Here is a 25,477-nt window from a genome sequence, read left to right on the forward strand (position 1 = left end):
GGTGGCCGCTGCGGCCGTAAATTGTCTCGCGGGCGAGCTGCGGGAGACGCGCGGCGCTACAATCGCGCGTGGCGGAGGCGGAGCGCGTTGGAAACGACGCTGATCGAGCTGAGGCTCATCGCCACGCCGGCGAACATCGGATTCAGCAGCCAGCCAAAAATCGGATACAGCGCGCCCGCGGCGAGCGGCAGCCCGAGACCGTTGTAGACGAAGGCGAAGAACAGGTTCTGCTTGATGTTGCGCAGCGTCGCCCGGCTGAGGTGCACGGCCTTCACCAAGGCGCCGAGATCGCCCTTCACGAGGACGAGCCCGGCGCTGTGCATCGCCACGTCCGTGCCGGTGCCCATCGCGATGGCGACGTCCGCCGCCGCGAGCGCCGGGGCATCGTTGAGCCCGTCGCCGGCGAAGACGACGCGCTCACCCGCCTGCTGGTGTTCGCGAACGAGCTGTTGCTTCCGCTCGGGCGTGACGCCGGCGTGATAGCCGTCGAGCTTGAGTGTCTCCGCCACGGTCCGCGCGGTCGACTCGCGATCGCCGGTGACCATGACGATTTTCAGGCCGAGCCGGTGCAGTTCGCGCAGCGCGTCCGGCGTGGTTGCCTTCACGGCATCAGCCAGCGCGATCGAGCCGGCGACGAGGCCATCGACAGCCACTTCAACGACGGTCGTTGCGGCATCGTGAACAGGCGCCACGGCCGCGTCGCGAGTCGTGTTGGTCACGCGGCCGACGGTCACCGATCGTGAATCGACATTGGCGCGTACTCCGCTGCCGGGTTCCGCCACGAAGTCGCGCGCGTCAGGCAGCGCGAGCCCGCGATCATGCGCGGCGGCGACGATCGCGCGGGCGAGCGGATGCTCGCTGGCGGATTCGGCGGCGGCGGCGAACCGCAGCACATCGTCAGCTGACAACGTGCCGAGGGGCGTCACGGCGACGACGCGCGGTTTGCCCTCGGTGAGCGTGCCGGTCTTGTCGATCAGCAGCGTGGTGGCCGAGGCGAGTCGCTCGAGCGCGGCGGCGTCTTTCACCAACACGCCGGCCTGCGCGCCGCGGCCAATGCCGGTGACGAGCGAGACCGGCGTGGCGAGCCCGAGCGCGCACGGGCACGCGATGATCAGCACGGCGACGGCGTTCACGAGCGCGTGGATGAATGCCGGCGTCGGCCCGAGCCACCACCAGAGCGCAAACGTGGCCGTGGCGATCGCGGCGACGGCGGGCACGAAGCGCGCCGATACGCGGTCGGCGAGCCGCTGGATCGGCGCTTCGCTCTCCTGCGCCTCCTCAACGAGCCGGATGATCCGCGCGAGCAGCGTGTCGCGTCCGACGCGCTCGGCGCGGAAGAGGAACGAGCCTGTGGTGTTGAGCGTGCCTGCGCTCACCGGATCACCCGGCTGCTTCGCGACCGGTACCGGTTCGCCGGTTAGCATCGACTCGTCCACGTTGCTCACACCTTCGGTGACGGCGCCGTCGACCGGCAGCTTTTCGCCCGGCCGGACCCGGAGCACGTCGCCCACTTGCACCGCGTCGAGCGGTACGTCGGTCTCGCGGCCGTCGACCACGCGATGCGCCGTCGCGGGGGCGAGGTTCATCAGCGCGCGAATCGCCGCGTCGGTGCGAGCGTGCGCGCGTTGTTCGAGAATCTGGCCGAGTAGCACGACGGTGGTGATGAAGGCGGTGGCTTCGAAGTAGAGCGGCACGCCATGCGCGTCGCGCAGCGCCGCCGGAAACGAATCGCCGAAGAGCAGCGCGGCCAGGCTGTAGAAGTACGCGGCGCCCGTGCCGGTGACCGTCAGCGTGAACATGTTGGGATCGCGCTCGCGAATCGACTTCCACCAGCGCCGAAGGAAGTATTTGCCCGACCAGAAAAACACCGGCGTGGTGAGGATCGCCTGCAGCCAGCCAGAGAGTTCGGGATCGAGCCGGTGAAACGCTGCCGGCGCGATCATCGGTCCCATGGCGAGCACCAACACCGGCAGGCTCAGGGCGAGCGCGACCCAGAACCGCGGCAGCAACACGCGGGCGGCGGGCAGGCCCATGTAAACGGGCGCGTCGGCCGCCGCCGCGTTGGCGGCTGGACGATCCGTGTGACTGCAGCAGTTCCCGGGAGCCGCGGTCTTTGCGGTGTCGGCGGGAGCGAAAGACGCGGACGACGCGTCGGCGGTCGGTGGCGCGTGGTGGTGGTGATGGGCGTGTGACTTCATACTCAGGCAGACGGAGACGTCCGCGACATCTTACAGAGATTCGGTGGGGTGTCGCGACGCACGTGCGATTTCTGGCGGTCAGAAGACCGCCGCAACCGATCCATTCGACGATCGGATATTGCCCCATGGCGCCGCCACCCCGGTCGGGCTAGGTTGAGGAACATTTCCTCACCATGAAGGCCCTCCGCATCAAAGTGAATTCCGTCCGACCCGACCTGGCACCGCATCTCGAGAAATCCGTGGAGTCGGTGCCGCACGTGCAAGCGGTGCGCGTGGACATTGACGACTCCTGCATCGTGGTGGAACACGACGGCGCGGATCCGGAGCAAGTCACCGCCGCGCTGCGCGCGGAAGGGTTCGAGCCGCGGAACGGCTGACGCGCCGGCGAGCACCCGAGCGCGTGACTGCCACGAGTTTCACGTGACACGTGAAACTCGCCTGGAGGTTGCGACACGCGACGACGGCGGACAATCGCAGTCGAGGCACGCGCCGCTCGCGCAGGCGCCGCAGAAGGCCTCGAGGCGTTCGCGCAGTTCACCCCGGGCGCGGTGGAGTGTGACGCTGGCCGCGTTGGTCGAGAGGCCAAGCGCGGCCGCGACCGCGGCCACGGGCTGGTCTTCGAACTCGACGCGCCGCAGCAGTTCCGCGTGCCGTGGTTTAAGCGTGGCGAGCAGCGGCTCGAAGCACCGGCAAAGCGCCTTTGCGGCCGCGGCGTCGGAGGTCAGGGCGAGCGCGGGATCTGTCGACCAACTCTGCTCCCGCGCCGCAGCCGCATTGCGCTGTCGCAGGTGATCGACGACCGCATGCCGCAGGATGCCATAGAACCAGGCGGACACCCGCGCCTCGTCGCGTAGTTCGCCGCCGTGTTGCCAGGCCTTCAGCAGGCTCGACTGCAACACATCCTCCGCATCGGACGCGTTGCCGAGCCGCGAGACGAGGAACGCTTTGAAGACGCCACGCTGCGCCAGCAGTGCGTCGGTGATCGCGCTCGAGGTGGTCATACGCGAAGCTAACGAGCCGCCGAGGTGCGTCAAAAATTGGCGCGCTCGAATTGGCCCGAGCGACCTGAGAGGAGCGGTACACCGCGCGGTCCGCGGTCCGCCGCGGTGACGCTCGCAGCGTGTCCGAGCGACGATCAGGCGGCGTGGGCGAAAGCGGAGCGCGGCGCGAGTCCGTGACTCGGACCGTGGATACGATCGCGATATACCGTCGGCGATTCGCCGGCGATGCGGCGGAACACCCGGTTGAACTGCGAGAGCGATTGGAAGCCGGAGGCGTAGGCGGCCTCGCTGACCCGCACATGCGGGTTGAGCAGCATTTCCTTGACCGTCTCGACGCGCAGCCGGGCGAGGTAGTCGGTGAAGGTGAGCCCTGTGGCACGCTTGAACACCTTGCAGAAGTAGAATCCGCTCATGTTCACCGCACGGGCGACGTCGGCCAGCGAGATTTCCTCCGCCTTGTGCTCGGCGATGAACGCGCGGGCCTTGGCGATGGCGGGCATTTCCGCGGCGGCTTCGCGCACCAGCATCTGGTTGCTCAGCTCCGAAAGATGCTGTGCAAACACGCCGATCAGCCGGACCATCGACTCGTATTGTTTTTTCGCGATGACGCGCGTCCCGAAGTAGGCGGCCTCGAGCTTCGCGAGGTCGACGTCGAGCTTCCACTCGGCGAGCTGGCGGACGATCTTCTGGAAGCCGGTCTTCGTCGGCGCGCGGAACATCACCTGGCCGGTCTGCAAATGTCCGAGCACTTTTTCTCCCACCCGCACCGGCACGGCGGATTCCGCCAGGCCGGCGAAGCATTCGAGCGTGCAGGCATCGTAGCTGGCCTCGGTTTCCATCCGGTGCTGCATGCGCAGGCACGCGGCGCACGACTGATTGCGCGCGGCCATCAGCGCACAGAACGGATTCACGTTGTGCGACTGGTGCAGCGGCGATTGAAACGAACCGAGTGGTCGGAGCGCGAGGGGCAGGCCGGTCGCCGACTCGAACGCCTTCACGTAATCGCGGAAAATCTCCGCACGTTCGAGATGGGGAACGATGCTGCGCTGGTGCTCAGCGGCAGCGGGCGCCGGGGTATCGGCCAGGGGGAGGGACGTGTGTGGCATTGCGTGCGCAGCATACGACACAAAATGCGGCGAGATAATTGGGTTCGCGGCGCGTTCTGACTAGGGATTTTTCTTACGTCGTCCCCGCGGTTGCGGAAGTCGCGGCCGACGCGGAGATTCTGATGCGCTGGACGAGGCGGAGCGGATCAGGCCACGTCAGGATGATCGGCAGAATCTGCCGGCACCTCGCCGAAATGCTCGGTCACCGAACGGCAGAGGCCGATGAACGTCTCCTCGCCGAGCGGCAGCCGCCGGCCGCGCAGATAGGCGATGCCCCAGGTGCGCCGCAGCCGCTTGCGGCCGAGCGGGAAGCTGACGAGCGCGCCATTCTCCAGTTCGGCGCGGGCCACCCACGGCGCCAGCACCCCGACGCCGACGCCGATTTTCACCAGCTCCTTGATCGCGTCCATGCTGCCGAGTTCGATGAAATGGCCGATCGTCATCCGCTCCTGGCGAAAATAGTCCGTGACCAGCCGGAACGTGTAGCTGGCCTTGTTGTAGAGGACGATCGTTTCGGCAGCGAGCGAGCCGGGCGTCGTGCGCTCCTGCTGGACCCACGCGTGCACCGGCGAGGTGAGCAGCCGCAACTCGTCTTGGAACAGCGGGACGAAATCGAATTCCCCGCGCGTCTCCGGCTGGAGCATGATTGCGAGATCGATCCGGTTGCTTTGCAGCAGCTCGACCTGCGTGGCGTGATCACCCGGCTCGATCGTGATCACCGATTTCGGGAAGCTTTGCTTGAACTCGCGCAGCACGGTGGGGAGCAGATACTGGCAGGCGGTGGTACTGGCGCCGACGCGCAGCCGGCCGTGACCCCAGCGCGAGAGCGCGTCGAGTCCGGCACGCGCGGCCTCCATTTCGCGCAGAATTTTTTCGACGTGCCGCAGAAACTGCTCGCCGGCCTGCGTGAGGAGCACGCGGCGGTTGGCGCGATCGACGAGCCGGCTGCCGACCTCGGCCTCGAGCGCCTTGATGGCGTGGCTCACGGCGCTTTGGGTGAGGAACAACTCCTTGGCGGCGAGCGTGAAGCTCTGGCAGCGCGCCAGCGCGGCGAAGGCGAGCAGCTGGCGGCTGTCGAGTGGGCGACTGGCCGATGAAAGAGCCTCATTCATGAAATGAATTCTTTGCTCAGCACCAATCGCGCCACGCGCGCCGGCTGGCACGTCGGCGGCTCAACCGGCGCCGATGACCGATCGTCCTCTCCACCGCACGTCACGCGCCGCTGTCCGGCCGCTCCGGATCGGTTTTCTCGCGCTGACCGACGCGGCGCCACTGATCGTGGCGGAGGTGCGCGGGTTGTTTCGGCAGCGCGGGCTCGACGTGGTGCTCCAGCGCGAGGTGGGCTGGGCGACGATCCGGGAGAAAATTCTCTACGGCGAGCTCGACGCGGCGCAGGCGCCGGCGCCGATGTTGTGGTCCACGCGGCTGGGGATCGAATGCGCCCCCAGCGCCGTGCTGACCGCGTTCGTATTCAATCTCCACGGCAGTGCGCTGACGCTGTCCAGCGCGCTGCACGCGGCCGGCGCGCAGGATCCGGCGACATTGCGCAGCCTTGCCCGGAGCCGACGGGGCGAAAGCCGGCTGACGTTTGGCATCGTCTTCCCGTTTTCCTCCCATCACCTGCTGCTCCGCCGCTGGCTGGCGGCAGCCGGGCTGCGGCCCGAGCACGACGTGCGGATCGTGGTCGTGCCGCCGGCGCAGATGTTTCGAAACCTGGAGGCGGGCACGATCGACGGCTATTGCGCCGGCGAGCCGTGGAATTCCGTCGCGGTGCGTGCGGGGCGCGGCTGGTGCCCGACGTGGAGTGCGGCGCAGTTTCCCGGACTGGCGGAGAAGGTGTTGATGGTGACCGAGGCCTTTGCGCGCCACCGCGGGCGCGAACACGCCGCACTGGTGAGCGCGCTGACGGAGGCGGCGGCGTGGTGTGATGCGCCGGCCAATCGCGCGGAGCTGGCGCGGCTGCTCAGCGGTGCGGCGTATCTCAACCTCCCGGAGCGAGTGATCACGCCCGCACTGAGCGGCGCGTTCGACTGCGGGTTCGGCCGAATTGAAGCGCTGCCGGACTTTTTGGTGTTCCATCGCGACGGCGCCAACGCCCCGGATCCAGCCAAGGCGCTCGCGTTGCAGCACGAGCTTGTCTCCGCCGGACTGGTACCGCCGAAGACGGATCCCCGCTTACCCCGCCAGCTGTTTCGCGAAGATCTCTTTCGCGAGGCGTTCCCATGCACCACTTATGAACTCATCGCGCCATCATGCTCCCACGGGCTCTAGCTTCGTTCAACTGAGGGGGTCAGGTCACTGGCCGACGCTGCTCACGTCGTTCCTTTATTTCGACGCGAGTTTCATGGTGTGGACGATCCTCGGTGCGCTCGGCCCGATGATTGGTCCGTCGCTCCGACTGAACGCGCAGGAGAAGTTTCTGATGGTGTCGACACCGATTCTGGCCGGAGCGTTGCTGCGGATAGGGTTGAGCCTGCTGGTGGACCGGATCGGCACGAAGAGGACCGGCGTCATCGCTCAACTCGTCGTGATCGCGGGTCTCGCGATCGTTTGGCGGACCGGTCTTTCGTCGCTGGGAGAGAGCCTGGCGCTCGGGCTCGTGCTCGGCGTGGCGGGGGCGAGCTTCGCCGTCGCGTTGCCGCAAGCGGGCCGCTGGTATCCGCCGCACTTGCAGGGCGTTGTGCTCGGGCTCGCGGGCGCCGGCAATGTCGGCGTGGTGATCGACCACTTGCTCGCACCCCGCATCGCGGCGGTCTACGGCTGGCCGGCGGTGTTCGGCGTTGCGCTGGTCCCGCTCACGCTCGTGCTCGCGGCCTACGTGCTGTTCTCACAGGAGCCGCCGGGGCGCTTCAAACGGAAAAAGCTCCGGGACTATCTGCACCTGCTGCGCGAGCGCGACGCCCACTGGTTTTGCCTCTTCTACACGATCAGCTTCGGCGGATTCGTCGGACTGGCCTCGGCGTTCGCGATCTACTTTCGCGACGAGTTCGGCCTCGCGCCGGTGCAGGCGGGCGAGGTCGCGGCGTTCTGCACGCTGGTCGGTGCGCTGGGCCGGCCGATTGGCGGCGCACTGGCCGACCGCTTTGGCGGGATTCGGGCGCTGAGTTTTTGCTACACGGCCGCCGGGGTTGCGCTCGTGTGTGCCGCGATGGCTCGCGACCTCTGGCTGTGCGGAGCGGCGTTCTTCATCGCGTCGGGGGCGTTTGGCATGTGCAACGGCTCGGTGTTTCAATTGCTCCCGCAGCGGTTCGCCAAGGACATCGCGGTAATGACGGGACTGGTCGGCTGCGGTGGCGGCATGGGCGGATTCGTGCTCGGCATGTTGTTTGGCGTGTCGAAAGAGCACACGGGCAATTACGTTTCCGGCATTCTGCTCTTCGCTGGGCTCTGCGTGGTCGCGCTGGCCGGCTTGACCTCCGTGAAGACCCGCTGGCGGACGACGTGGGGTGCGATGGCGGCGGCGCGCATCTGATCACCCGAGTGTGGCGTGGCATCACCAGGCCGAGCCATGAAGGCAATTCATGCCCGCGATGAAAACTTTGGTCCGCATTTCTGCACCGCCGGCCTTTTCGCGGCACGGCGGCGGCTAAAGGTGTCGCCGCTCAACCACACTTCTCGTCATGGACTACGTAAAACCTCTCGACGTCGTTAAGAACATGGTCGCCGTGGGCGACCTGAAGGCCGGACTCACCGCGCGGGATCTGGTGATTCGCGGATTTCTCTCGGGAGCGCTGCTGGGCTTCGCCACCAGCCTCGCGCTCTCTGCCACGCTGCAAACGAACACGCCGCTCGTCGGCGCCTTGGTCTTCCCGGTGGGCTTCGTGATGATCGTGCTGCTCGGGCTCGAACTGGTCACCGGCAGCTTTGCGCTTGTGCCGCTGGCGGCGTTCGACGGCCGGCGCAGCTGGTCGACCGTCGTCGCCAATCTCGGCTGGGTGTTTCTCGGCAACCTGATCGGCAGCGTCGTTTACGGAGCGCTGCTGTATGTGGCGCTGACGAACATGGGACTCGCCGAACCGAGCGGGATCGCCACGCGGATCATCGCCGCCGCGGAAGCGAAGACGAACGCCTACGCGGCGCTCGGCGAAGCGGGCATGGTGACGGTTTTCGTGAAGGCCGTGCTCTGCAATTGGATGGTCTGCCTCGGCGTGGTGATGGCGATGACCTCGCAGTCCACCGTCGGAAAAATCGCCGCGATGTGGCTGCCGATCCTGACGTTCTTTGCCCAGGGTTTCGAGCACTCGGTCGTGAACATGTTTCTGATTCCGACCGGCATGTTGCTGGGCGCAAAGGTGACCGTGGCCGACTGGTGGCTGTGGAACCAGATTCCCGTCACGCTGGGCAATCTCGTTGGCGGGCTCCTGTTCACCGGACTGTTCCTCTACTGGACGTATTCGCCGGTGAAAAAAGCGGTCGCTGTAGCTGCACCCGAGCCGATCGCGGCGGCGACCACGACGGAACCGGCGCGAGCGTAGTCGCCCGGGAGCGCGGCCACCCTCGGCCTCAATTTCACAGACGCGGACGAGGGCGTCCGCGCTCCCAAAAAACCGATCCATCATGTCCTCACCCGAACCTATTTCCGCAACGCCATCCGCAGAGTTCACCGCCGAGCAGAAACAGTACCTCGAGGGTTTTCTCGCCGCGCTGGCCCGAGCGCCGTTTGTTGGGTTGAACGCCGGCGGACAGCTCACCGCGGATCCAGCCGCTGTCCCCGGGGGAACGGGAAATCTTGCCGCGCCGCCGCCGGAGGATCGTGCGTCAGCGGAGCCCACGGTGTTTGGCACGCCGCTCAGCGAGCTGGCGAAACCGGAGCGCTGGAAATACGACGAGAACCCGCTCGATATCTGGGAAAAACTCGTCGCGCACGCCGACGCGGACACGTTTCCCGACGAGGCGGACACGTTTCGATTCAAGTTTCACGGGCTCTTCTACGTCACGCCGGCGCAGGACAGCTTCATGCTCCGGCTGCGACTGCCCGCCGGTGAAATCGAGGCGCACCAACTCGCCGGTCTTGCGGAGATCGCCGAGTGGGGCGGCGGTTACGCCCACGTCACCACGCGGGCGAACCTGCAGATTCGCGAGCTGCGGCCGCACGATATCGTGCGCGTGCTCGTGCGGCTGCAGGAACTCGGGCTCACCTCGCGTGGCGCCGGTGCGGACAACGTGCGCAACATCACTGCCTCGCCCAACAGCGGGTTCGATCCGGACGAGCTGATCGATGTGCGGCCGTTCGCGAAGGCGCTGCATCACTACATCCTCAACCATCGCGATCTCTACGGGCTGCCGCGGAAGTTCAACGTCGCGTTCGACAACGGCGGCTCGCTGGCGACGGCGGCGGATACGAACGACATCGGGTTCATGGCGGTGCGCGTGAGGGAATCATCACTCTCAGCCCTCAACCCTCAACTCTCGACCCCGCCACAGGCGGGCATCTACTTCCGCGTGCAGCTCGGCGGAATCACCGGGCATGGCGATTTCGCGCGCGATGCCGGCGTGCTGCTGAAGCCGAACGAGGTGGTCGCGGCGGCGGCGGCGATGATCCGCGTATTCAACGAACATGGCGACCGAACCAACCGGAAGAAAGCGCGGTTGAAATATCTGCTCGAGAAATGCGGCCGGGAGAAGTTTCTCGAGGAAACCCAGAAGAAACTCGCGTTCCCGCTCGTGCACCTGCCGCTCAGCGCGTGCGAACCGCGGCGAGCCTCGCTCAAGCACGGGTGGGTCGGAGTCTACAAGCAGGCGCAGCGCGGGCTGAACTCGATCGGCGTCGGCGTGCCGGTCGGCCGGGTGTCAGCCAAGCAGATGCGGCAGCTCGCCGAGATCGCGACGCACTACGGTCGCGGCGAGTTGCGGCTGACCGTGTGGGAGAACGTGATCTTGCCCCACGTGCCGGACGCGTTCGTCCGCACGGTTTGCCGACGGCTGCAGTGGCTGGGGTTCGCGACGGATGCCCACAGCCTCACGAGCGGAATCATCACCTGCACGGGCAACAAGGGCTGTCGGTATTCGTCGACTGACACGAAGGGTCACGCGCTTGCGCTCGCGAAGGCGCTGGGCGGCTGGAAGCTCGCGATCGAGCAGCCGATCAACGTGCACTTTACCGGCTGCCCGCATTCGTGCGCGCAGCACTACTGCGGGGATCTCGGCTTCCTCGGCGCGAAGCTGCAGGACGGCGCGGAGGGTTATCACGTCGTGCTCGGCGGCGGCATGGGCGACGAGCAAGGAATTGCGCGGGAGGTTTTTCGCGGCGTGCGCGCCGACGAGGTGCCGGCGCTCACCAAGAAGATACTTCAGACCTACGAGACCAAAAAGCAGCCGGGCGAGACGTTCGTCCAATGGACGCGCCGGCACAGCGTCGGCCAGCTGCAGGAGATGCTGAGCTAAAAATCTTTCCCGTTCTCTTCATCGTTCCCGTTCTCGACCTGCCGGGAGCGAATGAATGAGGGATGAGAGAAAGAGAACGAGAAAAAGAGAGAACGAGAAAGAGAACGAAGACCAATGCACACCGTCCCCGTCCTTCCCGATTCCGCTCCCTTCACGCTCGAGCAGCGAGCGTGGCTGAACGGCTATCTCGCCGGATTATTCTCGCGCGGACCAGTTGCTGATGTTGCCGGGGGCGTCGACCTCGGCCGGCCGGCCTCAACGAGCCCGGCTACAGCCAAACCAACGCGGCTGGCGCCGCTCACGATCCTCTTCGGTTCGCAGACGGGCACGTGCGAGAGCCTGGCCAAGCGCGCGGCCAAGGAGGCCGGCAAGCGGGGATTCGCGGCGACCGTGCGCGACATGGGCGCGTTCACGATCGAGCAGCTCGCGCAGGAGCAGAACCTCCTCGTGATCACCAGCACCTATGGCGAGGGCGAGCCGCCGGACAATGCGAAGGCGCTGCATGCGGCGTTGACGGCGGCGACGAAAGCACCCAGCCGCGACGAGGGCGTCGCGGCTCCAGCGGCCGGAGAGGTCCTTCCTGGAGCCGCCACGCCCCCGTGGCGACTATTGGGTGCGCTCCGCTACAGCGTCTGCGCGCTAGGCGACACGAACTACGTGCATTTCTGCCAGTGCGGAAAAGAGTTCGATGCGGCCCTCGAAAAACTCGGCGCCGCGCGTGCGGCGGCGGCGGCCGAGTGTGATCTGGACTATGAGGCAAAGTTCACGAGCTGGCTCGATGGGGCGCTGAGCGGGCTGACAGAGGTAGGGCGCGTTATCCCTAACGCGCCGTCGACGGCGAATTTGTCCGGCGCTGTCACCGCGGCCGGCGTAGGCGGGGTCGCCGACCCCGGCCAGCCGAGCTCACCGAGCCCGGCTACACCGACGCAGACCGAAACGCTCACGCGTTCCGCTACGCCGGATGGCGCGAACGGGCCGCGCTTCTCGCGGCAGAATCCGTTCCCCGCGCTCGTGCTCGCGTCGCGGCGGTTGAACGGCGCCGGCTCGGCGAAACAGGTGCAGCATGTGGAGTTCGACCTCGGCGACTCCGGATTCGTCTACGCAGCAGGTGATGCGCTGGGCGTCTACGCGCACAACTGCCCGGAGTTGGTCGGCGACGTGTTGGCGGTGCTCGGCTGCGATGGCGAAGAGGCGGTCGCCGCACCGGATGGCAGCAGCATCACGCTGCGCCGCGCGCTGACGGAGTTCTATGATCTGGGCAAACCGACCGACGAGTTGCTGGCCGTCGTGAGCCCCTGTTTGCAGGCAGCTCGGGGACGCGACATGGGCGAGACGCCCGCGCTGCCGCGTTCGGCGCCGCATCACGTCATCGATGCGTTGCTAGCTGCGGGTGGGGGAAAGCTGGCGCCCGCGGAATTCGTGCGCACGCTGAAGCGGCTGCAGCCGCGGTTGTATTCGATTTCATCGTCGCCAAAGGCGCATGCGGGGCAGGTGCACCTGACGGTGAGTGCAGTGCGCTACGAGAAAGACGCCCGGGCGCGGAAGGGCGTGTGCTCGACGTTTTTGGCGGATCGCGTGCAGCCGGGAGAAACACGGATCGGCGTATTTGTGCACCGCAACGCAGCGTTCCGGCTGCCGGAGAGTGGCGACGTTCCGGTAATCATGGTCGGGCCTGGCACAGGGATCGCGCCGTTCCGCGCGTTCCTGCATGAACGCCGCGTGACCGGCGCGCGCGGTCGGAACTGGCTGCTGTTTGGCGACCAGCACGCTGCGACAGATTTCCTCTACCAGGAGGAACTCGCGGAGTTGCAGCGCGGCGGCGTGCTGACGCGGCTCGACACGGCGTTTTCGCGCGACCAAGCCGAAAAAGTCTACGTCCAGCACCGGATGCTGGAGAACGCGCGCGAGTTGCTCGCCTGGCTGGAGCAGGGCGCGCATTTCTACGTCTGCGGCGATGCGAGCCGGATGGCAAAAGACGTGGACGCCGCGTTGCAGCGCGTCGTCGAACTCGCCGGTGGCAGGACCGCGGAACAGGCAGCCGACTACGTGCAGACGCTCCGAACATCGAAGCGTTATCAGCGTGATGTCTACTAGCGCCGCGCGAGTCGACCCGACGGAGCGCGCTTTCAACTGAATGCTCGCGTCGCGCGATAATTTTCCGCTGCTCACCGAGCTGTTGGCCGAGCAGCAACGGCTCGCCACGCCTGTCGCGCGGTTCGCGGCAGCCTCCGGCGGGGCCCCGGCGCTGGAGCCGGTCTATCGTGATTTGATTCCGCTCAGCGCACCGGCGGCGGGCGAGCAGTATGCGTTCGAAGTCGATCTCGATGCCTGCACCGGCTGCAAGGCGTGCGTGGCCGCGTGCCATGCGCTCAACGGACTCGACGAACACGAGTCGTGGCGCGACGTCGGACTGCTCGTGGCCGGAACCGAGCGCCGGCCGTTTCAGCAAACGATCACAACGGCGTGCCACCACTGTGCCGATCCCGCGTGTCTCAACGGCTGCCCGGTGCTGGCGTATGAGAAGGACCCGCTGACCGGGATCGTGCGGCACCTCGATGACCAGTGCATTGGCTGCCAGTATTGCATCCTGAAGTGCCCCTACGACGCACCGAAATACAACGCGCGGCTCGGCATCGTGCGAAAATGCGACATGTGCCACGACCGGCTCGCGCATGGGGAAGCACCCGCCTGTGTGCAGGCCTGTCCGACTCACGCGATTCGAATCGTCGCGGCACCGACGCCGCCGCGGCCGCCCGAGCCTAATTTCACGTATTACGTGAAAATCGCTGAGAGACGTCCGACTGCGGAGGTGGCCGCGTCGGCGGAGCTTCTCCCGGGAGCGCCATCTGCCAACTACACGCGGCCGATGACGCGCTACACGTCACAACGTGGGCTGCCGGCCGGAATACGAGCGGCGGACGCCATGGCGCTCCGCCCTCAGCCGGCGCACTGGCCACTGGTGATCATGCTCACGTTGCTGCCTCTCGCGATTGGCTGTCAGGCCGTAGTCACGCTCGTGGCGATGCGAGCGAATTTCACGTATTACGTGAAAATAGGCTGGAACGTTGTCCCGGGGGAGTGGGCGGAACGAGGCGCGTATGACTTGACCCTTTGCGGGGCGGTGGCGGGGGTGCTGGGGCTGGCGGCGAGCGTGGCGCACCTAGGCCAGCCGAGGCGGGCGTGGCGCATCTTCCTCGGCTGGCGGCGTAGCTGGCTGAGCCGCGAGGCTATGGTATTCGGTGCGTGGTTGCCACTCACGCTCGCGACGCTGATCTGGCCAGCGCTCACGCTTCCCGCCGCTGTGGTCGGCGCGGTGGGGCTGGGCTGCTCGGTGATGATCTACGCGGACACGCGGCGGGGGTTCTGGGCGGCGGCGCAAACCGCGCCACGGTTTTTTGGAGGCGCCGCGGCGATGGGGGCATCGGTCGCGATCGCATTGGGTATTGAGGCAGCGGGAGCGGCGGTGGTGCTGGCGGCGGCGATGCTGATCAAGCTCGCGTGCGACGCCCGCGTGGTGCGCGTGCTCGACGTTGCGGACGAGGAGGATCCGTCGGTGGGCTGGCTCGCGACGGCGCGGCTCTTGACCGGACCGCTGCGGCGCGCGTTTGGCGGACGATTGGTAATTGCGCTGGTAGGCGGGTTGCTCCTCCCAGCGTGGATTCTGAGCGCGGACGTGCCGCCGTGGAGCCGCTGGCTCTGGTGCGCTGGAATGTTCGCCGGCGAGTTGGTGGAGCGTTGGCTGTTCTTCCGGGCGGTGGATGCGCCGAAAATGCCGGGACTCGTCGGATGAGCACGATCGCCGAACGACTGCGCGCGCAGAGTGGACCGATGACGAGCGAACTCGTCCAGCGGCCGAGTGACTTCGGCTTGGGCCGGCTGCCGTCGCGACTGGCGCCGGCGGCGACGATCACCTCGGTGTGCGGGTTCTGCAGCACCGGATGCGGACTGAAGATCCACCTCAACGACCGCGGTGAGGCGATCAATCTCACGGCAGACCCGGGCTATCCGGTGAACCTCGGGATGGCGTGTCCGAAAGGCTGGGAGGCGCTGACGCCGCTCGTCGCGACGGATCGGGCCACGACACCGTTGCTGCGCGACGACGCAAGCGGCCGGCTCGTGCCAGTTTCGTGGTCGGTCGCGCTCGCGGCGTTCGTGCAGCGGTTCCGTTCGATCCAAGAGCGCTCGGGCAAGGCGGCGGTCGCGGTGTTGAGTACGGGGCAGATCGTCACCGAGGAAATGGCGCTGCTCGGTGCACTGGCGAAGTTCGGGATGGGCGTGCGGCACCTCGACTCCAACACGCGTCAGTGCATGGCGACGTCGCACGTCGCCTATAAGCAGGCGTTCGGATTCGACGCGCCGCCGTTCACCTACGCGGATCTCGAGGAGAGCGACGCGCTGATTTTCATTGGGGCGAACCCGTGCATCGCGCATCCGATCCTGTGGCAGCGCGTGACGATGAACCGGCGGAATCCGGACATCGTCGTGATCGATCCGCGGCGGACAGAAACCGCCGAGGCGGCGACCTTGCACGTACCGTTGCGGCCGAAAAGCGATCTCGTGCTGCTCTACGGGCTGGCGCGGCGGCTGATCGAGCGCGGCGCGGTCGATCAGGCGTTTGGCGCGGCGCACACGAGCGGTTTCGAAGCGTTCGCCGAGTTCGTGGCCGAGTTCACCGTCGACCGGGTCGTGCGCGACACTGGTTTGCCGCGCGAGATGCTGGAGCGGCTGGTGGAGGTCATCGCGACGCGCGAGCGGGTGTCGTTCTGGTGGACAATGGGCGTGAACCAGAGTCACGAGGCGACGCGGACGGCGCAGGCGATCATCAACCTCGCGTTGATGACGGGAAACATCGGCCGGCCCGGCACGGGCGCGAACTCGATCACGGGTCAGTGCAACGCGATGGGTTCGCGGCTGTTTGGCAATGCGACGTCGCTGCTCGGCGGCTATGATTTTGCCCGGCGCGAGCATCGCGCGCACGTCGCGCGTGTGCTGCAGATCGATCCGGCGGTGATCCCCGAGGCGCCCGGGCTGGCCTACGATCAAATCCTGGACGCGATCGAACGCGGCGAGATTCGAGGGTTGTGGATCGTGGCCACGAACACTGCGCATTCGTGGATCGGCTCGCAGCGGTTCGCCGCGCTGCGTGAGCGGCTGGAGTTCCTCGTCGTGCAGGACATGTATGCGACCACGGAGACCGCGCAGCTGGCCGACCTCGTGTTGCCGGCCGCGGGCTGGGGCGAGAAAGACGGCGTGATCATCAACAGCGAGCGCCGGCTCGGGCTGGTGCGAAAAGTGGCGCGCGCACCCGGCGAGGCGCTGAGTGATTTCGCGATTCTCAAGCTGATCGCGGAGGGTTGGGGCTGCGGAGAGATGTTCCGGCGCTGGAGTTCGCCGGCAGCCGTGTTTCAGATCTTGAAGGAGGTTTCGCGCGGTCAGCCGTGCGATTTTTCGGGGGTGCGAGACTACTGGCAGATCGAGGAGGAAGGTGGAATTCAGTGGCCGCGGCCGGACATGCGTGAAATGCCGAATGGCGAGTGCCGAGGGTCGACTGAAGAAGACACATTGGAGGGGAGCCATTCGACATTCGACGATCGGCATTCTTCGTTTCATGAGCGCCGGCTGTTCGAAGACGGAAAGTTTTTCACCCAGGATGGGCGGGCGCGGTTTTTCTTCGAGGCGCCGCGGCCGATGCCGGAGCCGCCGGACCCGGAGTATCCGTTCCTGCTCATGACAGGGCGCGGGTCCTCGGCGCAGTGGCACACGGGCACACGGACGAACAAGAGCGCGGTGCTGCGCAAGCTCGCGCCACAGCAGTTGTATGCCGAGATCAACCCCGCGGATGCGGCCCGGCTCGGCGTGGTGAGCGGTGGAATTGTGCGCGTCATCTCCCGGCGCGGGAGCTGCGAGGCGCTCGCTTTTGTGACGGCGACGGTGCAACGTGGGCACGTGTTTCTTCCCATGCACTTCGCCCCCGCGAACCGGTTGACGTTTCCCTCCTTCGATCCGCACTCGCGGCAACCCAGCTACAAGGCCGCGGCGGTGCGCATCGAGCCGCGGCCATGCTGAGGATCGAGCATATCTTCATCGCGGACGGGCACAGCTATTTCGGCCGGCACGGGCAGCCGGCCGCGGTGTTTCCGATCGTCGAAAGGAGCGAGGCCGAATGCGTGGCTGGTCGCGGACTGCGCGGCGACCGTTTTTTTGGTTACAAGGACGACTACAAGGGCCAGGTCACGCTGTTTGCCGCGGAGGTGTTCGAACAGCTGTGTGAGGAACTGAAACTGACCGCGGCGCAGCCGGCGGCGCTGCGTCGAAATCTGGTCGTGCGCGGAGGTGACTTGAACGCGCTGATCGGCGAGGAGTTCGAGCTGCAGGGCGTCCGGCTGGTCGGAGCAGAGGAATGCCGGCCGTGTTACTGGATGGACCAGGCGCTCGCGCCGGGAGCGGAGGCGTGGCTGAAGGGCCGGGGCGGATTGCGCTGTCGCGTGCTCACGAGCGGGTGGCTCCGGCGGGAGGCATGAGCGCGAACGCGTCGGCGCTTGCGGGCGCGGTGCTGGCCGGGGGCGAGTCACGGCGGATGGGCCGCGACAAGGCGAGGCTGCGGCTGCGCGGCGAAACGTTGGCGCAGCGGCAGGTGCGGGTGTTGCGCGAAGCGGGGGCGGAGCCGGTGGTGATCGTTCGCCGAGCGGAGCAACGGATGAGCGTGCGCGCGGTGGAGCAGGTTTGCGATGAATTCGTCGGGGCGGGTCCGCTCGCGGGCGTGCAGGCGGCGTTGAAAGCCGCGGCGGCAGCAGGTGCGCGTTGGATCGCGGTGCTCGCGGTCGACATGCCGGCGATCGAGGCGGCGTGGTTCGGCGACTTGAGGCGAGCGTGCCGGAAGGGGAAAGGAGCGGTGGTGCGGCACGCGGACGGATTCGAGCCGCTGGCGGCGATTTATCCGATCAACGCGCTCGCGACGGCGGAGCGACGGTTGCGGCGGGGGGAGCGATCGATGCAGCGGTTCGTAGCGGCGTTGGTTCGGCAGCGGAAGATGCGAGTGGTCGCGTTGCCGGAAGAGGAGCGGTGGCGAGTGGCGAATTGGAATCGGCCGGAGGATCGAGACCGCGAACGCAGAAAGCACGCCTGAGTGTCTGCAGTGCTGTAGCCCTGAGCCGGGCGGCCGGGAACCCCTCCTTCGCTAAAGCTACGGAGGGCAGGCCGAACCCGGTTGCAGCAGCGCGGGCGAGAGGCACAGTGCCACATATTCGTTTACACTTAGTGCCATAAATCCGCTGACACTTTTTCTGGGGTGCGATGCCCTGGAAGATCAAAACGGCGGAGCAGCAGCGTCAGGCTCTCGCTCGGGAGATGACGCGAGGCACGGTGTCGGTGACCGCGTTGTGCGCGCGGTTTGGCGTGAGCCGCACGACCGCTTACAAGTGGGCGGCGAGGTATGTGGCTCAGGGGGTAAACGGGCTGGTTGCGCGACAACCGGGCCGCCCCAAACAGGTGAGCCAGGCGTTGGCGCGGTGGCACGCGCGCGTGTTGCTCGCGCGTCAGGCGCGGCCCAGTTGGGGTGCGCCCAAGTTGCGGTGGTGGCTCGAGCGGACGCATCCCGGCGAGCGAGTGCCGTGTAGCCGGACGCTCCACCGGTGGCTGGTAGCCGCCGGTCGCGTGCACCAGCGACGTCGCAAGCTTAGAGCCGGACCGGGGCGGCCCGCCACCGTGCTCGCCGAGCGAGTGAACGCGGTCTGGACCGCGGACTTCAAGGGAGACTTTTACACCAAAGACGGAGCGTGGATCTTGGCTTTAACGGTGCGCGATCTGTACAGCCGCTTCATGCTTACGGCCCATCCCGTGCCCCGGCAGAGCGAGCCGGTGGTCCGCCGCGTGTTCGCGCGGCTGTTCCGCCGCTTCGGCGTGCCGCAGGCGATTCGGGTTGACCGCGGCACGCCGTTTTGCGGCAGCGGGCCGTATGGCCTGACCGCGCTGAGCCTATGGTGGCAGCGGCTGGGCATCGAAGTGCAGTTTGTCAGCCGCAAACGCCGCCTCGACAACAACGCTCACGAGCAGATGCACCGCATGCTCAAGGCCGAGGCCGCCACGCCCGTGTCCCGCTCCTACGGCGCGCAAGTCCGACGCCTGCAGCGCTGGTGCGGCCGGTACAACCACGACCGTCCGCATGAGGGTTTGGCCGGACGCACTCCGGCCAGCCTCTACCGCCCGAGCACCCGGCTGCTGCCCCGACTCGTGCCGCCACAGTACCCGCTCGGCTGCGTCACTCGCCGGGTCAGGCCTCACGGCTACGTGAAGCTGGACGGCAGCCATCGCCACATCGGTCGGGCCTTCGTTGGCCTGACCGTGGCGTTCACCCCTTACCGGCAGCTTTACCGCGTACACTTCGATTCCCTCCTGCTGGGCACGATCGACCCGCGGCTAACCAGATCCGGCCTCGTCCCCGTTCGTAGGTTCAGGTGAGGGAGGGGCTGCGCCCCTCCCTCAACCCTCCCCAAGCCTCATGGCTTCCTCTTCAAGACAAACGAACCCGGCTTGGTGCGAAAAAGTGTAAGCGGATTTATGTCACTCCACCAGACGCCCGCGCTCCCAGGAGAGATCACCCGAGCGTTGCGACGACCTTGGTGCCGTCGGTCAGGCGGTCGAGCGGGGCGAGATTGCCGTCGATTTTTTTGCCGTTGATGACGAGCGAGCCGACGCCTTTCGAAACGCCGTTCGGATTCTTCACTTCAATCCTGATCGTTTTGCCACGGAACACGCGGGTCATCGTGAAGCCCGGCCACGATCTCGGAATGCAGGGATCGATCCGCAACCCATCGAGCTCGGGCCGGACGCCGAGGATCCACTGCAGCGCGGTGTGATGACTCCACGACGCGGTGCCGGAGAGCCACGGCACGCGCGACTTGCCGGCGTTGCGATTGCAGGTGGCGTAGGTCGTCTGGCAGTGGACGTAGGGCTCGATCTCGCGCAGCTCCGCACGGGTGTTGTAGGCCGCGGGCATGAATGCGCGGTAGTAGTCGTAAGCCTGGTCGCCGTTGCCGAGCATCGCCTCCGCGATCACCGCCCAGCTCTGCGTGTGGCAAAAGATGCCGGCGTTTTCCTTGATGCCGTGATTATAGATCACTCCGCCCATGACCGTGGGCGGCGTGTGCGTGAACGGCGGCGCGCTTAGCATGATGCCGTAGGGCGTGGCGAGATCCCGCTTCAGCGCGTCCATGCACTTTCGGCCCTGCTCTGGCGTAGCGGCTCCGGACATGACGGCCCAGACTTGCGTGTTGATGTAGATCTTGCCTTCGCTCTCGGTTTTCGAGCCATAGCGATAGCCGTCTTCGCCGATCGCCCAGAGGAACCATTCGCCGTCCCACGCGGCCTTCTGGATCGCGGCTTCGAGCCGGGTGAGCTCGGTGCGGGCCCAGGCGGCTTCGGCGAGGTAAGAAGAAGGCGCTGGAGCCGCGGCGTCCTCGCCGTGGTCAGGCGGACGCGACGAGGGCGTCGCGTCTCCAGGGCAGTAGACGGCGTGAAGCTTCTCCGCGATGGTGGCGTAGGTCGCGAGGCCGAAGCGGAGCTGTTCGGCAACCATCACCGACTCGCCGTTGTAGCCCATCTTCACGCAGTCGTTCCAATCGGCGTGCAGTCCGCAGGGGAGTCCGTTCTTGCCAGAACGCTCGAGGTTGAACTCCAGCGCGCGCCGCAGGTGACCGAGCACGGTCGCTTCGCCCTGATCGGCATAGGGAAGAACTTTTCTGTAGAAATCGAGATCGCCGGTTTCGGCGACGTAGTCGGGAATCGCATTGAAAAACCACTGGCAATCGTCGGAGCGATATTCCTCGCGTTTCGGCGGCGGCATTGTACCGGGCTGGTGGCTGAAGGGAGCGACGACGGGCATCGCGCCGCCATTGGACACCTGACCGGTGAGCATCAGCTCGAGCCGCTCGCGGATTTGTTCGCGCAGCATCGGCATCGCGCCGAGGAAATCCTGCACGGTATCGCGGAACCCGAGACCGTCGCGTTCGCCGTTGTAGATGAGCGAGGCGTGCCGCGACCAGGTGTAGGTGATCAGCGCGTTGTAGGCGCCCCACGTGTTGGCCATCGCGTCGAACTCGGCATCGGGCGTCTTGACCTTCACGGCGCCGAGCAGGCTGTGCCAGTGTTGCTTCAGCTTCTGGAGCTCGGCTTCGCAGCGTTCCGGCGTGCCGAACTCGGCGCGGGCGGCGTAGCCGTGCGACTCCGGCGTGCCGAGCCCGAGCATCGCGATCAGCTCGCGCGTCTCGCCGGGTTGAAGCGTGATTTCCGTCTGCAGCGTGCCGATCGCATTCTCGCCTTCGGCGAGGAAGTTTGAGCACCGGCCTTCGATCACGGCCTGCGGATTGGCGTAGGTGTGGTAGACCGAGCCGAGGAAACGTTCCCGGACGGTCTCGTAGCCGATGAGTGGCGCGCCGACGAGCGTCATCCAGAGCCGGTGGCACCCCATCAGGTTTTGCGGATCGAACGCGTGATACGGATGCACCGCCATGCCGAGCATCTCCTGGTCGACGGTGGCTTTGGTGATGAACTGCGAATACTGGAGATTCGTGAGGTCGTTAGGCATGTGCCACGGGCTCGCCATCTCGCAATAGGTGAAGAGCGCGAGCGTGCGCGGCTGCTTCGACTTGTTGGTCACCTTCAGCCGCCAGTATTCGAACGCCTGACCGAGCGGGACGAAGTAGGTGCTCTCCGTTTCGATCGCGGAGTAGCGCGAGGTGATGATCGTGTAGGCGGTGCCATGCCGGCAGGTGCTCTTGTATTTGGAAAGCGGTTTCCCGACCGGCTGCCACGACGAGGACCAGAAGTCGCCGGTCACCTGGTCGCGCAGGTAAAAGTAGCGGCCGGGCTGGTCCATCGGGACCGAGTTCGAGCGGAGCCGGAGGAAGCGGCTCGAGAGCGCGCTCTTGTAGAACGAGTAACCGCCGGCGTTGTTGGTGATGATGGCGCCGTAGTCGAGCGAGCCGAGATAGTTGCTCCACGGACGCGGGGTGTTCGGGCGCGTGATGACGTATTCCTTGGCGCGATCGTCGAAATGGCCGAATTGCATGGGAAGAGAGGCTGGAGAGGAGATGAAGCGGAGGCGAGCAGACGAAGCTGGTGAGGCGGTAGGGCGCAGGCTGCTGCGCCCGAGGGGACACTCGGAAGGAAAAGGGCGCAGCAAGCCTGCGCCGCGACAAACGGAGCGGACGGCTCGGACCTTCGACCGGCTCGGGTCTGACGAGCCGTCGCTACCTTACGCGCCGAGGGTGACCTCGACCTGCACGGCGGTGCGGCCGTCAGCCGGCGGTGTGAGCAGGTTGCCCGCGACCTTCCGGCCGTCGACGACGAGCGACTTCACGCCCTTCGACTTCCCCTTCGGGTTTTTCACCGTGATCGTGTAGGTGACGCCGCGGAATTTGCGGGTGACGCTAAAACCCGTCCAGGCCTTCGGCACGCACGGGTCGATCCGCAGACCCTCGAATTCCGGCCGCACGCCGAGGATGTACTGGCTGGCAACGACGAAGGACCAGGCACCGGTGCCGGTGAGCCACGAGTTCTTCGCTTCGCCGGGCGTGGGCGAGAACTGCGACGCGGTCATCTGCGCGTAGACGTAAGGCTCCGAGCGGTAGACGTCGTGGTCCTTTTTCGCCGACGGGCAGATGCTGAGGTAGTAGTCGAGCGTGCGCTCGCCGTCGCCCTGCATCGCCCAACCGATGTGAATCCACGTGTTGTTGTGCGAGAACACGCCGGCGTTTTCCTTATAACCCGGCGGGTAGCTCGAGACCTCGCCGAGTTCGAGGTGATAGGTCGAGTAGGGCGGATACTGCAGCGCGCAGCCGAGGCCGGGCTTGTAGAGGTATTTTTCGACTGCCTGCAGCGCCTTCTTGGCGCGGCCGTTGGCCTGACCGGCGCCGCCGATCACACACCACGCCTGGCTCTCGATGTAGATTTTGCCTTCCTCGCACACCTTCGAGCCGACGGGCTTGCTCTCGGCGTCGAACGCGCGCGTATACCACGCGCCGTCCCACGCCTGCTCCTCGATCGTCTTCAGCATGTCGGCGTAGTAACCATCGACGCGCGTGGTGTCGTCGGACTTGCCGAGGAACCGATAAAGCGAAGCGAGATCGCGCGCGGCGTAGAGAAACAGGCCGGCGATCATGACCGACTCAGCCTTGGAGCCTTCGACGTCGCCCATGGTCTGGAATGACTCGTTCGGCTCCTTCGAGAAACAGTTCAGGTTGAGACAATCGTTCCAGTCGGCGTGGCCGATCAGTGGCAGTCCGTGCGGGCCGCGGTTGTTCAGCGTATAGCCGATCGAGGTCTCGATGTGGTGCAGCAGCGAGTCCTTCGAACCGGGCTTGTCGGCGTAGCCGCACGGTTCGTCGAGAATCGTGGCGTCGCCGGTCTCGCGGATGTAGGCGCAGGTTGAGAGGACGAGCCAGAGCGGATCATCGTTGAAGTCGCCGCCGATGTCGGCGTTGCCCTTCTTCGTGAGCGGCTGGTATTGGTGATAACACGTGCCGTCGGAGAGCTGCGTCGACGCGATGTCGAGGATGCGCTGCCGGGCGCGCGCGGGCAGCAGGTGGACGAAGCCGAGGATGTCCTGGTTCGAATCGCGATAACCCATCCCGCGGCCGATGCCGGTTTCATAGCCGGAGGCGGAGCGCGAGAGGTTGAACGTCGCCATGCACTGCACCTGATTCCAGGTATTGACCATCCGGCGCAGATGAGCGTTCGGCACGCTCGGCGCCTGATAGATTGAGAGCAAGTCGTCCCAACGCTGCTTCACCGCGGCGAACGATGCATCGATCGCCGAGAGGTCGGAGAATTTCTGCAGGATCTCGCGGCCCTTCGTCTTGTTGATCACGAACGGCGCGTCGAACTTCGGCAGGTCGCCCTGCTCGACGTAGGCGAGCACGAACGCGAACGTTTCCTCCGCGCCGGGCTTCAGGGTGAGATTGATCTGGTGCGCGCCGATCGGATTCCAACCGTAGGCGCGGCTGTTGGTGCACTTGCCAGTGAGGACCGCCTTGGGATCATGCAGTCCGTGGTGTACGCCGACGAACGCGTCGCGCGCGGTGTCGTAGCCGTTTACCTTCCGCGTGCAGCCAAAGAGCGTGTAGTGGTTCCGGCGCTCGCGATATTCGGTCTTGTGGTAAATCGCGCTGCCCTCGATCTCGACCTCGCCGATCGAGTAGGTGCGCTGGTAATTGGTCATGTCGTTCAGTGCCTCGAACAGGCAGAACTCGACATACGAGAAGAGCGTGAGCCTTTGCGGCTGCTTTGTCTTGTTGCGGACCGAGACCTTCCAGACCTCGAGATTCTCGCCCGGCGGCACGAACATTAGTTGCTCGACCTCGACGCCGGCCTTCCGACCGGTGATGCGCGTGTAGCCGAGCCCGTGGCGGCATTCGAAGGCGTCGAGCTTCGCGCGCGTCGGCTTCCAGCCAGGATTCCAGATCACGTCGCCCTGCTTCACGTAGAGGAAGCGGCCGTCGTTATCCATCGGGTTGTTGTTGTAGCGATAGCGCGTGAGCCGGCGGAGCTTGGCGTCTTTCCAGAACGAATAGCCACCGGCGGTTTGCGTCACGATGCCGAAGTAATCGTCCTGGCCGAGGTAGTTGAGCCACGGAAGCGGAGTGTCCGGGCGCGTGATCACGAACTCGCGTTGAGCATCGTCGAAGTAGCCGTAGGTAGCCATGGGAGAAGAGGAGAGTTTTGAGCGGGGGAGAGGACGGGGGTGAAGCGGCGATCGTTGAGTTTTTGGCGCCGAAAGCCGAGCGCCGAAAATTGAGAACGGAAATTTCTGAATTGAGAACGTCGACTGCTACGCGTCCGCAGGTGGAGTTGCGGCGAGGAAGACCGAGCTGGCGCAGGCACCGGTGGCGTCGCCGCGAAGATAGGGGGTGAGTTGCTCTAGTTCGGCCAAGTCGTACTCCGGGCCGCCGACCCAGATCTGGCTGAGGTAATTCTTGTCGGGGGCGTCGTAAGTGGTGCCCTCGGTCGGCCCGGGGCGGAGCGAGAGCTGCCAGCCGCCGGGCCGGTCGACGGTGAGCGGTTGCGACGCGAACCCAACCTTGATGACCTTCTCGCCCGCGCGCAGCGTTGCCTGCGCCGTGTCGCACGTGAGGGCCGGATGCGGCAGAAAGCCGCTGCTGGCGGCGCCGTGCAGATTAACCTGCACCAAGCCGAGCGGCGCCTCGGGACTCTGGTGCAGCCGGGCGGTAGCAATGAACGGCAGATCGACCGCGATGACGTGCATGCCGAAGAGCTGGCGACCATCGTCGCGCCAGCGGGCGGTGCAGCGCAGGCCCTTGGCGGTCCACGCGTATTCGCGGGTGATCGCAGGGTAGGCAGGGTCCGAGCCGGGCAACCGCAGCGTGAGCGTATCGCCCTCGGTTGAACTCGCGGCCGCTGCGGAATACTCCCATTGCGCCGGCGGGGGCCAGACCCAGTTGCTTTGTGGTCCCAGCCAGAAGCGATGTCCGCCTTGGTTGGGCCAGGGCGACTGCGCGCTCGGGAGCACGTGCGGATAGGGCGCGTTCAGCAAGTTGCGCGAACCGTCCAGCGCACCGAGATAAATCAACCGTGCCCGAGTGGTGGTCACGACGGCGAGCGCGCGCCCGAGTGCGGCTTGCCACGAGGGCTCGCCACGCCAAACGGTTGGTTGCCAGGCGGCGGAAAGGGGGACGGGAAGAGACGTCATGAAGAACCCAAGCAACGGGGACGCCAGAATGGGCCCCGGTTCGATCTGGGGTGAGAACGACGCGCCGCAAAGACAAAAGCTGCT

General features: G+C 66.2%; 18 protein-coding genes. 11 read left to right on the plus strand and 7 right to left on the minus strand.

Annotated features, from left to right (window positions below; translation table 11 throughout):
- Window positions 1-56: 56 nt before the first annotated feature.
- A complete protein-coding gene (locus tag OTER_RS08810; protein WP_012374550.1) occupies window positions 57-2,033 on the minus strand; it encodes a copper-translocating P-type ATPase in 1,977 nt (658 codons plus the stop codon).
- A gap of 338 nt (window positions 2,034-2,371) precedes the next feature.
- On the opposite strand from OTER_RS08810, the gene OTER_RS08815 reads away from it, so the two are divergent.
- On the plus strand, window positions 2,372-2,575 hold the full coding sequence (locus tag OTER_RS08815; RefSeq protein ID WP_012374551.1) for a heavy-metal-associated domain-containing protein: 204 nt from the start codon (window positions 2,372-2,374) through the stop codon (window positions 2,573-2,575).
- A 39-nt stretch (window positions 2,576-2,614) separates the two neighbouring features.
- Here OTER_RS08815 and OTER_RS08820 read toward each other — a convergent pair whose 3' ends face one another.
- The 3 genes from OTER_RS08820 to OTER_RS08830 all read right to left on the minus strand — a co-directional run bounded on the left by OTER_RS08820 (window position 2,615) and on the right by OTER_RS08830 (window position 5,417).
- A complete protein-coding gene (locus OTER_RS08820) occupies window positions 2,615-3,199 on the minus strand; it encodes a sigma-70 family RNA polymerase sigma factor (protein ID WP_012374552.1) in 585 nt (194 codons plus the stop codon).
- A gap of 134 nt (window positions 3,200-3,333) precedes the next feature.
- On the minus strand, window positions 3,334-4,305 hold the full coding sequence (locus tag OTER_RS08825) for a PocR ligand-binding domain-containing protein (RefSeq protein WP_012374553.1): 972 nt from the start codon (window positions 4,303-4,305) through the stop codon (window positions 3,334-3,336).
- Window positions 4,306-4,451: 146 nt separating this feature from the next.
- Entirely contained in the window at window positions 4,452-5,417 is a 966-nt protein-coding gene (locus tag OTER_RS08830) for a LysR family transcriptional regulator (RefSeq protein WP_012374554.1), read from the minus strand.
- Between the two features lie 73 nt (window positions 5,418-5,490).
- Between OTER_RS08830 and OTER_RS08835 the strand changes: the two genes are divergently transcribed.
- The 10 genes from OTER_RS08835 (at window position 5,491) to OTER_RS08880 (ending at window position 19,146) form a co-directional block, all read left to right on the plus strand.
- Window positions 5,491-6,576, plus strand: a complete 1,086-nt coding sequence (locus OTER_RS08835; RefSeq protein ID WP_012374555.1) for a CmpA/NrtA family ABC transporter substrate-binding protein — start codon at window positions 5,491-5,493, stop codon at window positions 6,574-6,576.
- Window positions 6,539-7,777 carry an MFS transporter gene (locus OTER_RS08840; protein ID WP_012374556.1) on the plus strand — a complete coding sequence of 413 codons (1,239 nt, stop codon included), beginning with the start codon at window positions 6,539-6,541 and terminating at the stop codon, window positions 7,775-7,777. The genes OTER_RS08835 and OTER_RS08840 overlap by 38 nt, the downstream gene beginning before the upstream one ends.
- Before the next feature lie 148 nt (window positions 7,778-7,925).
- Window positions 7,926-8,780 (plus strand): formate/nitrite transporter family protein, encoded by an 855-nt coding sequence (locus OTER_RS08845; protein WP_012374557.1) that lies wholly within the window; start codon window positions 7,926-7,928, stop codon window positions 8,778-8,780.
- Window positions 8,781-8,862: 82 nt separating this feature from the next.
- The gene (locus OTER_RS08850) at window positions 8,863-10,689 is read left to right on the plus strand and encodes a NirA family protein (RefSeq protein WP_012374558.1); all 1,827 of its coding nucleotides are present in this window, start codon (window positions 8,863-8,865) and stop codon (window positions 10,687-10,689) included.
- 114 nt (window positions 10,690-10,803) lie between these two features.
- A complete protein-coding gene (locus OTER_RS08855; RefSeq protein WP_012374559.1) occupies window positions 10,804-12,783 on the plus strand; it encodes a sulfite reductase subunit alpha in 1,980 nt (659 codons plus the stop codon).
- 40 nt (window positions 12,784-12,823) lie between these two features.
- Window positions 12,824-14,479 carry a 4Fe-4S dicluster domain-containing protein gene (locus OTER_RS08860; protein ID WP_012374560.1) on the plus strand — a complete coding sequence of 552 codons (1,656 nt, stop codon included), beginning with the start codon at window positions 12,824-12,826 and terminating at the stop codon, window positions 14,477-14,479.
- Window positions 14,476-16,755 (plus strand): molybdopterin oxidoreductase family protein, encoded by a 2,280-nt coding sequence (locus OTER_RS08865; protein WP_012374561.1) that lies wholly within the window; start codon window positions 14,476-14,478, stop codon window positions 16,753-16,755. The genes OTER_RS08860 and OTER_RS08865 overlap by 4 nt, the downstream gene beginning before the upstream one ends.
- On the plus strand, window positions 16,749-17,210 hold the full coding sequence (locus OTER_RS08870) for an MOSC domain-containing protein (protein ID WP_012374562.1): 462 nt from the start codon (window positions 16,749-16,751) through the stop codon (window positions 17,208-17,210). Before OTER_RS08865 ends, OTER_RS08870 begins: the two co-directional genes overlap by 7 nt.
- Complete coding sequence (gene mobA / locus OTER_RS08875) at window positions 17,207-17,815, plus strand: molybdenum cofactor guanylyltransferase (protein WP_012374563.1); 609 nt, start codon at window positions 17,207-17,209, stop codon at window positions 17,813-17,815. The genes OTER_RS08870 and mobA overlap by 4 nt, the downstream gene beginning before the upstream one ends.
- A gap of 167 nt (window positions 17,816-17,982) precedes the next feature.
- Complete coding sequence (locus tag OTER_RS08880) at window positions 17,983-19,146, plus strand: helix-turn-helix domain-containing protein (protein ID WP_012374564.1); 1,164 nt, start codon at window positions 17,983-17,985, stop codon at window positions 19,144-19,146.
- Window positions 19,147-19,282: 136 nt separating this feature from the next.
- On the opposite strand, the gene OTER_RS08885 is transcribed toward OTER_RS08880, so the two are convergent.
- The 3 genes from OTER_RS08885 to OTER_RS08895 form a co-directional block, all read right to left on the minus strand.
- Window positions 19,283-21,754: a glycoside hydrolase family 94 protein gene (locus OTER_RS08885; RefSeq protein WP_012374565.1), complete on the minus strand. Its 2,472-nt coding sequence runs from the start codon at window positions 21,752-21,754 to the stop codon at window positions 19,283-19,285.
- A gap of 186 nt (window positions 21,755-21,940) precedes the next feature.
- Complete coding sequence (locus tag OTER_RS08890; RefSeq protein ID WP_012374566.1) at window positions 21,941-24,388, minus strand: glycoside hydrolase family 94 protein; 2,448 nt, start codon at window positions 24,386-24,388, stop codon at window positions 21,941-21,943.
- A 126-nt stretch (window positions 24,389-24,514) separates the two neighbouring features.
- Window positions 24,515-25,393 (minus strand): hypothetical protein, encoded by an 879-nt coding sequence (locus OTER_RS08895; protein ID WP_012374567.1) that lies wholly within the window; start codon window positions 25,391-25,393, stop codon window positions 24,515-24,517.
- Window positions 25,394-25,477: the final 84 nt, after the last annotated feature.

This window comes from Opitutus terrae PB90-1, from assembly GCF_000019965.1.
Lineage (GTDB): Bacteria > Verrucomicrobiota > Verrucomicrobiia > Opitutales > Opitutaceae > Opitutus > Opitutus terrae.

What these genes read in the sequence shown, in the direction of transcription:
- OTER_RS08835 (WP_012374555.1), top strand. Translation starts at nt 5,491, where the DNA reads ATGACCGATCGTCCTCTCCACCGCACGTCACGCGCCGCTGTCCGGCCG.
- OTER_RS08870 (WP_012374562.1), top strand. Translation starts at nt 16,749, where the DNA reads ATGCTGAGGATCGAGCATATCTTCATCGCGGACGGGCACAGCTATTTC.
- OTER_RS08810 (WP_012374550.1), bottom strand. Translation starts at nt 2,033, where the DNA reads ATGGGCCTGCCCGCCGCCCGCGTGTTGCTGCCGCGGTTCTGGGTCGCG.
- OTER_RS08840 (WP_012374556.1), top strand. Translation starts at nt 6,539, where the DNA reads ATGAACTCATCGCGCCATCATGCTCCCACGGGCTCTAGCTTCGTTCAA.
- OTER_RS08890 (WP_012374566.1), bottom strand. Translation starts at nt 24,388, where the DNA reads ATGGCTACCTACGGCTACTTCGACGATGCTCAACGCGAGTTCGTGATC.
- OTER_RS08895 (WP_012374567.1), bottom strand. Translation starts at nt 25,393, where the DNA reads ATGACGTCTCTTCCCGTCCCCCTTTCCGCCGCCTGGCAACCAACCGTT.
- OTER_RS08880 (WP_012374564.1), top strand. Translation starts at nt 17,983, where the DNA reads ATGCCCTGGAAGATCAAAACGGCGGAGCAGCAGCGTCAGGCTCTCGCT.
- OTER_RS08885 (WP_012374565.1), bottom strand. Translation starts at nt 21,754, where the DNA reads ATGCAATTCGGCCATTTCGACGATCGCGCCAAGGAATACGTCATCACG.
- OTER_RS08825 (WP_012374553.1), bottom strand. Translation starts at nt 4,305, where the DNA reads ATGCCACACACGTCCCTCCCCCTGGCCGATACCCCGGCGCCCGCTGCC.
- OTER_RS08820 (WP_012374552.1), bottom strand. Translation starts at nt 3,199, where the DNA reads ATGACCACCTCGAGCGCGATCACCGACGCACTGCTGGCGCAGCGTGGC.
- mobA (WP_012374563.1), top strand. Translation starts at nt 17,207, where the DNA reads ATGAGCGCGAACGCGTCGGCGCTTGCGGGCGCGGTGCTGGCCGGGGGC.
- OTER_RS08845 (WP_012374557.1), top strand. Translation starts at nt 7,926, where the DNA reads ATGGACTACGTAAAACCTCTCGACGTCGTTAAGAACATGGTCGCCGTG.
- OTER_RS08865 (WP_012374561.1), top strand. Translation starts at nt 14,476, where the DNA reads ATGAGCACGATCGCCGAACGACTGCGCGCGCAGAGTGGACCGATGACG.
- OTER_RS08850 (WP_012374558.1), top strand. Translation starts at nt 8,863, where the DNA reads ATGTCCTCACCCGAACCTATTTCCGCAACGCCATCCGCAGAGTTCACC.
- OTER_RS08855 (WP_012374559.1), top strand. Translation starts at nt 10,804, where the DNA reads ATGCACACCGTCCCCGTCCTTCCCGATTCCGCTCCCTTCACGCTCGAG.
- OTER_RS08815 (WP_012374551.1), top strand. Translation starts at nt 2,372, where the DNA reads ATGAAGGCCCTCCGCATCAAAGTGAATTCCGTCCGACCCGACCTGGCA.
- OTER_RS08830 (WP_012374554.1), bottom strand. Translation starts at nt 5,417, where the DNA reads ATGAATGAGGCTCTTTCATCGGCCAGTCGCCCACTCGACAGCCGCCAG.
- OTER_RS08860 (WP_012374560.1), top strand. Translation starts at nt 12,824, where the DNA reads ATGCTCGCGTCGCGCGATAATTTTCCGCTGCTCACCGAGCTGTTGGCC.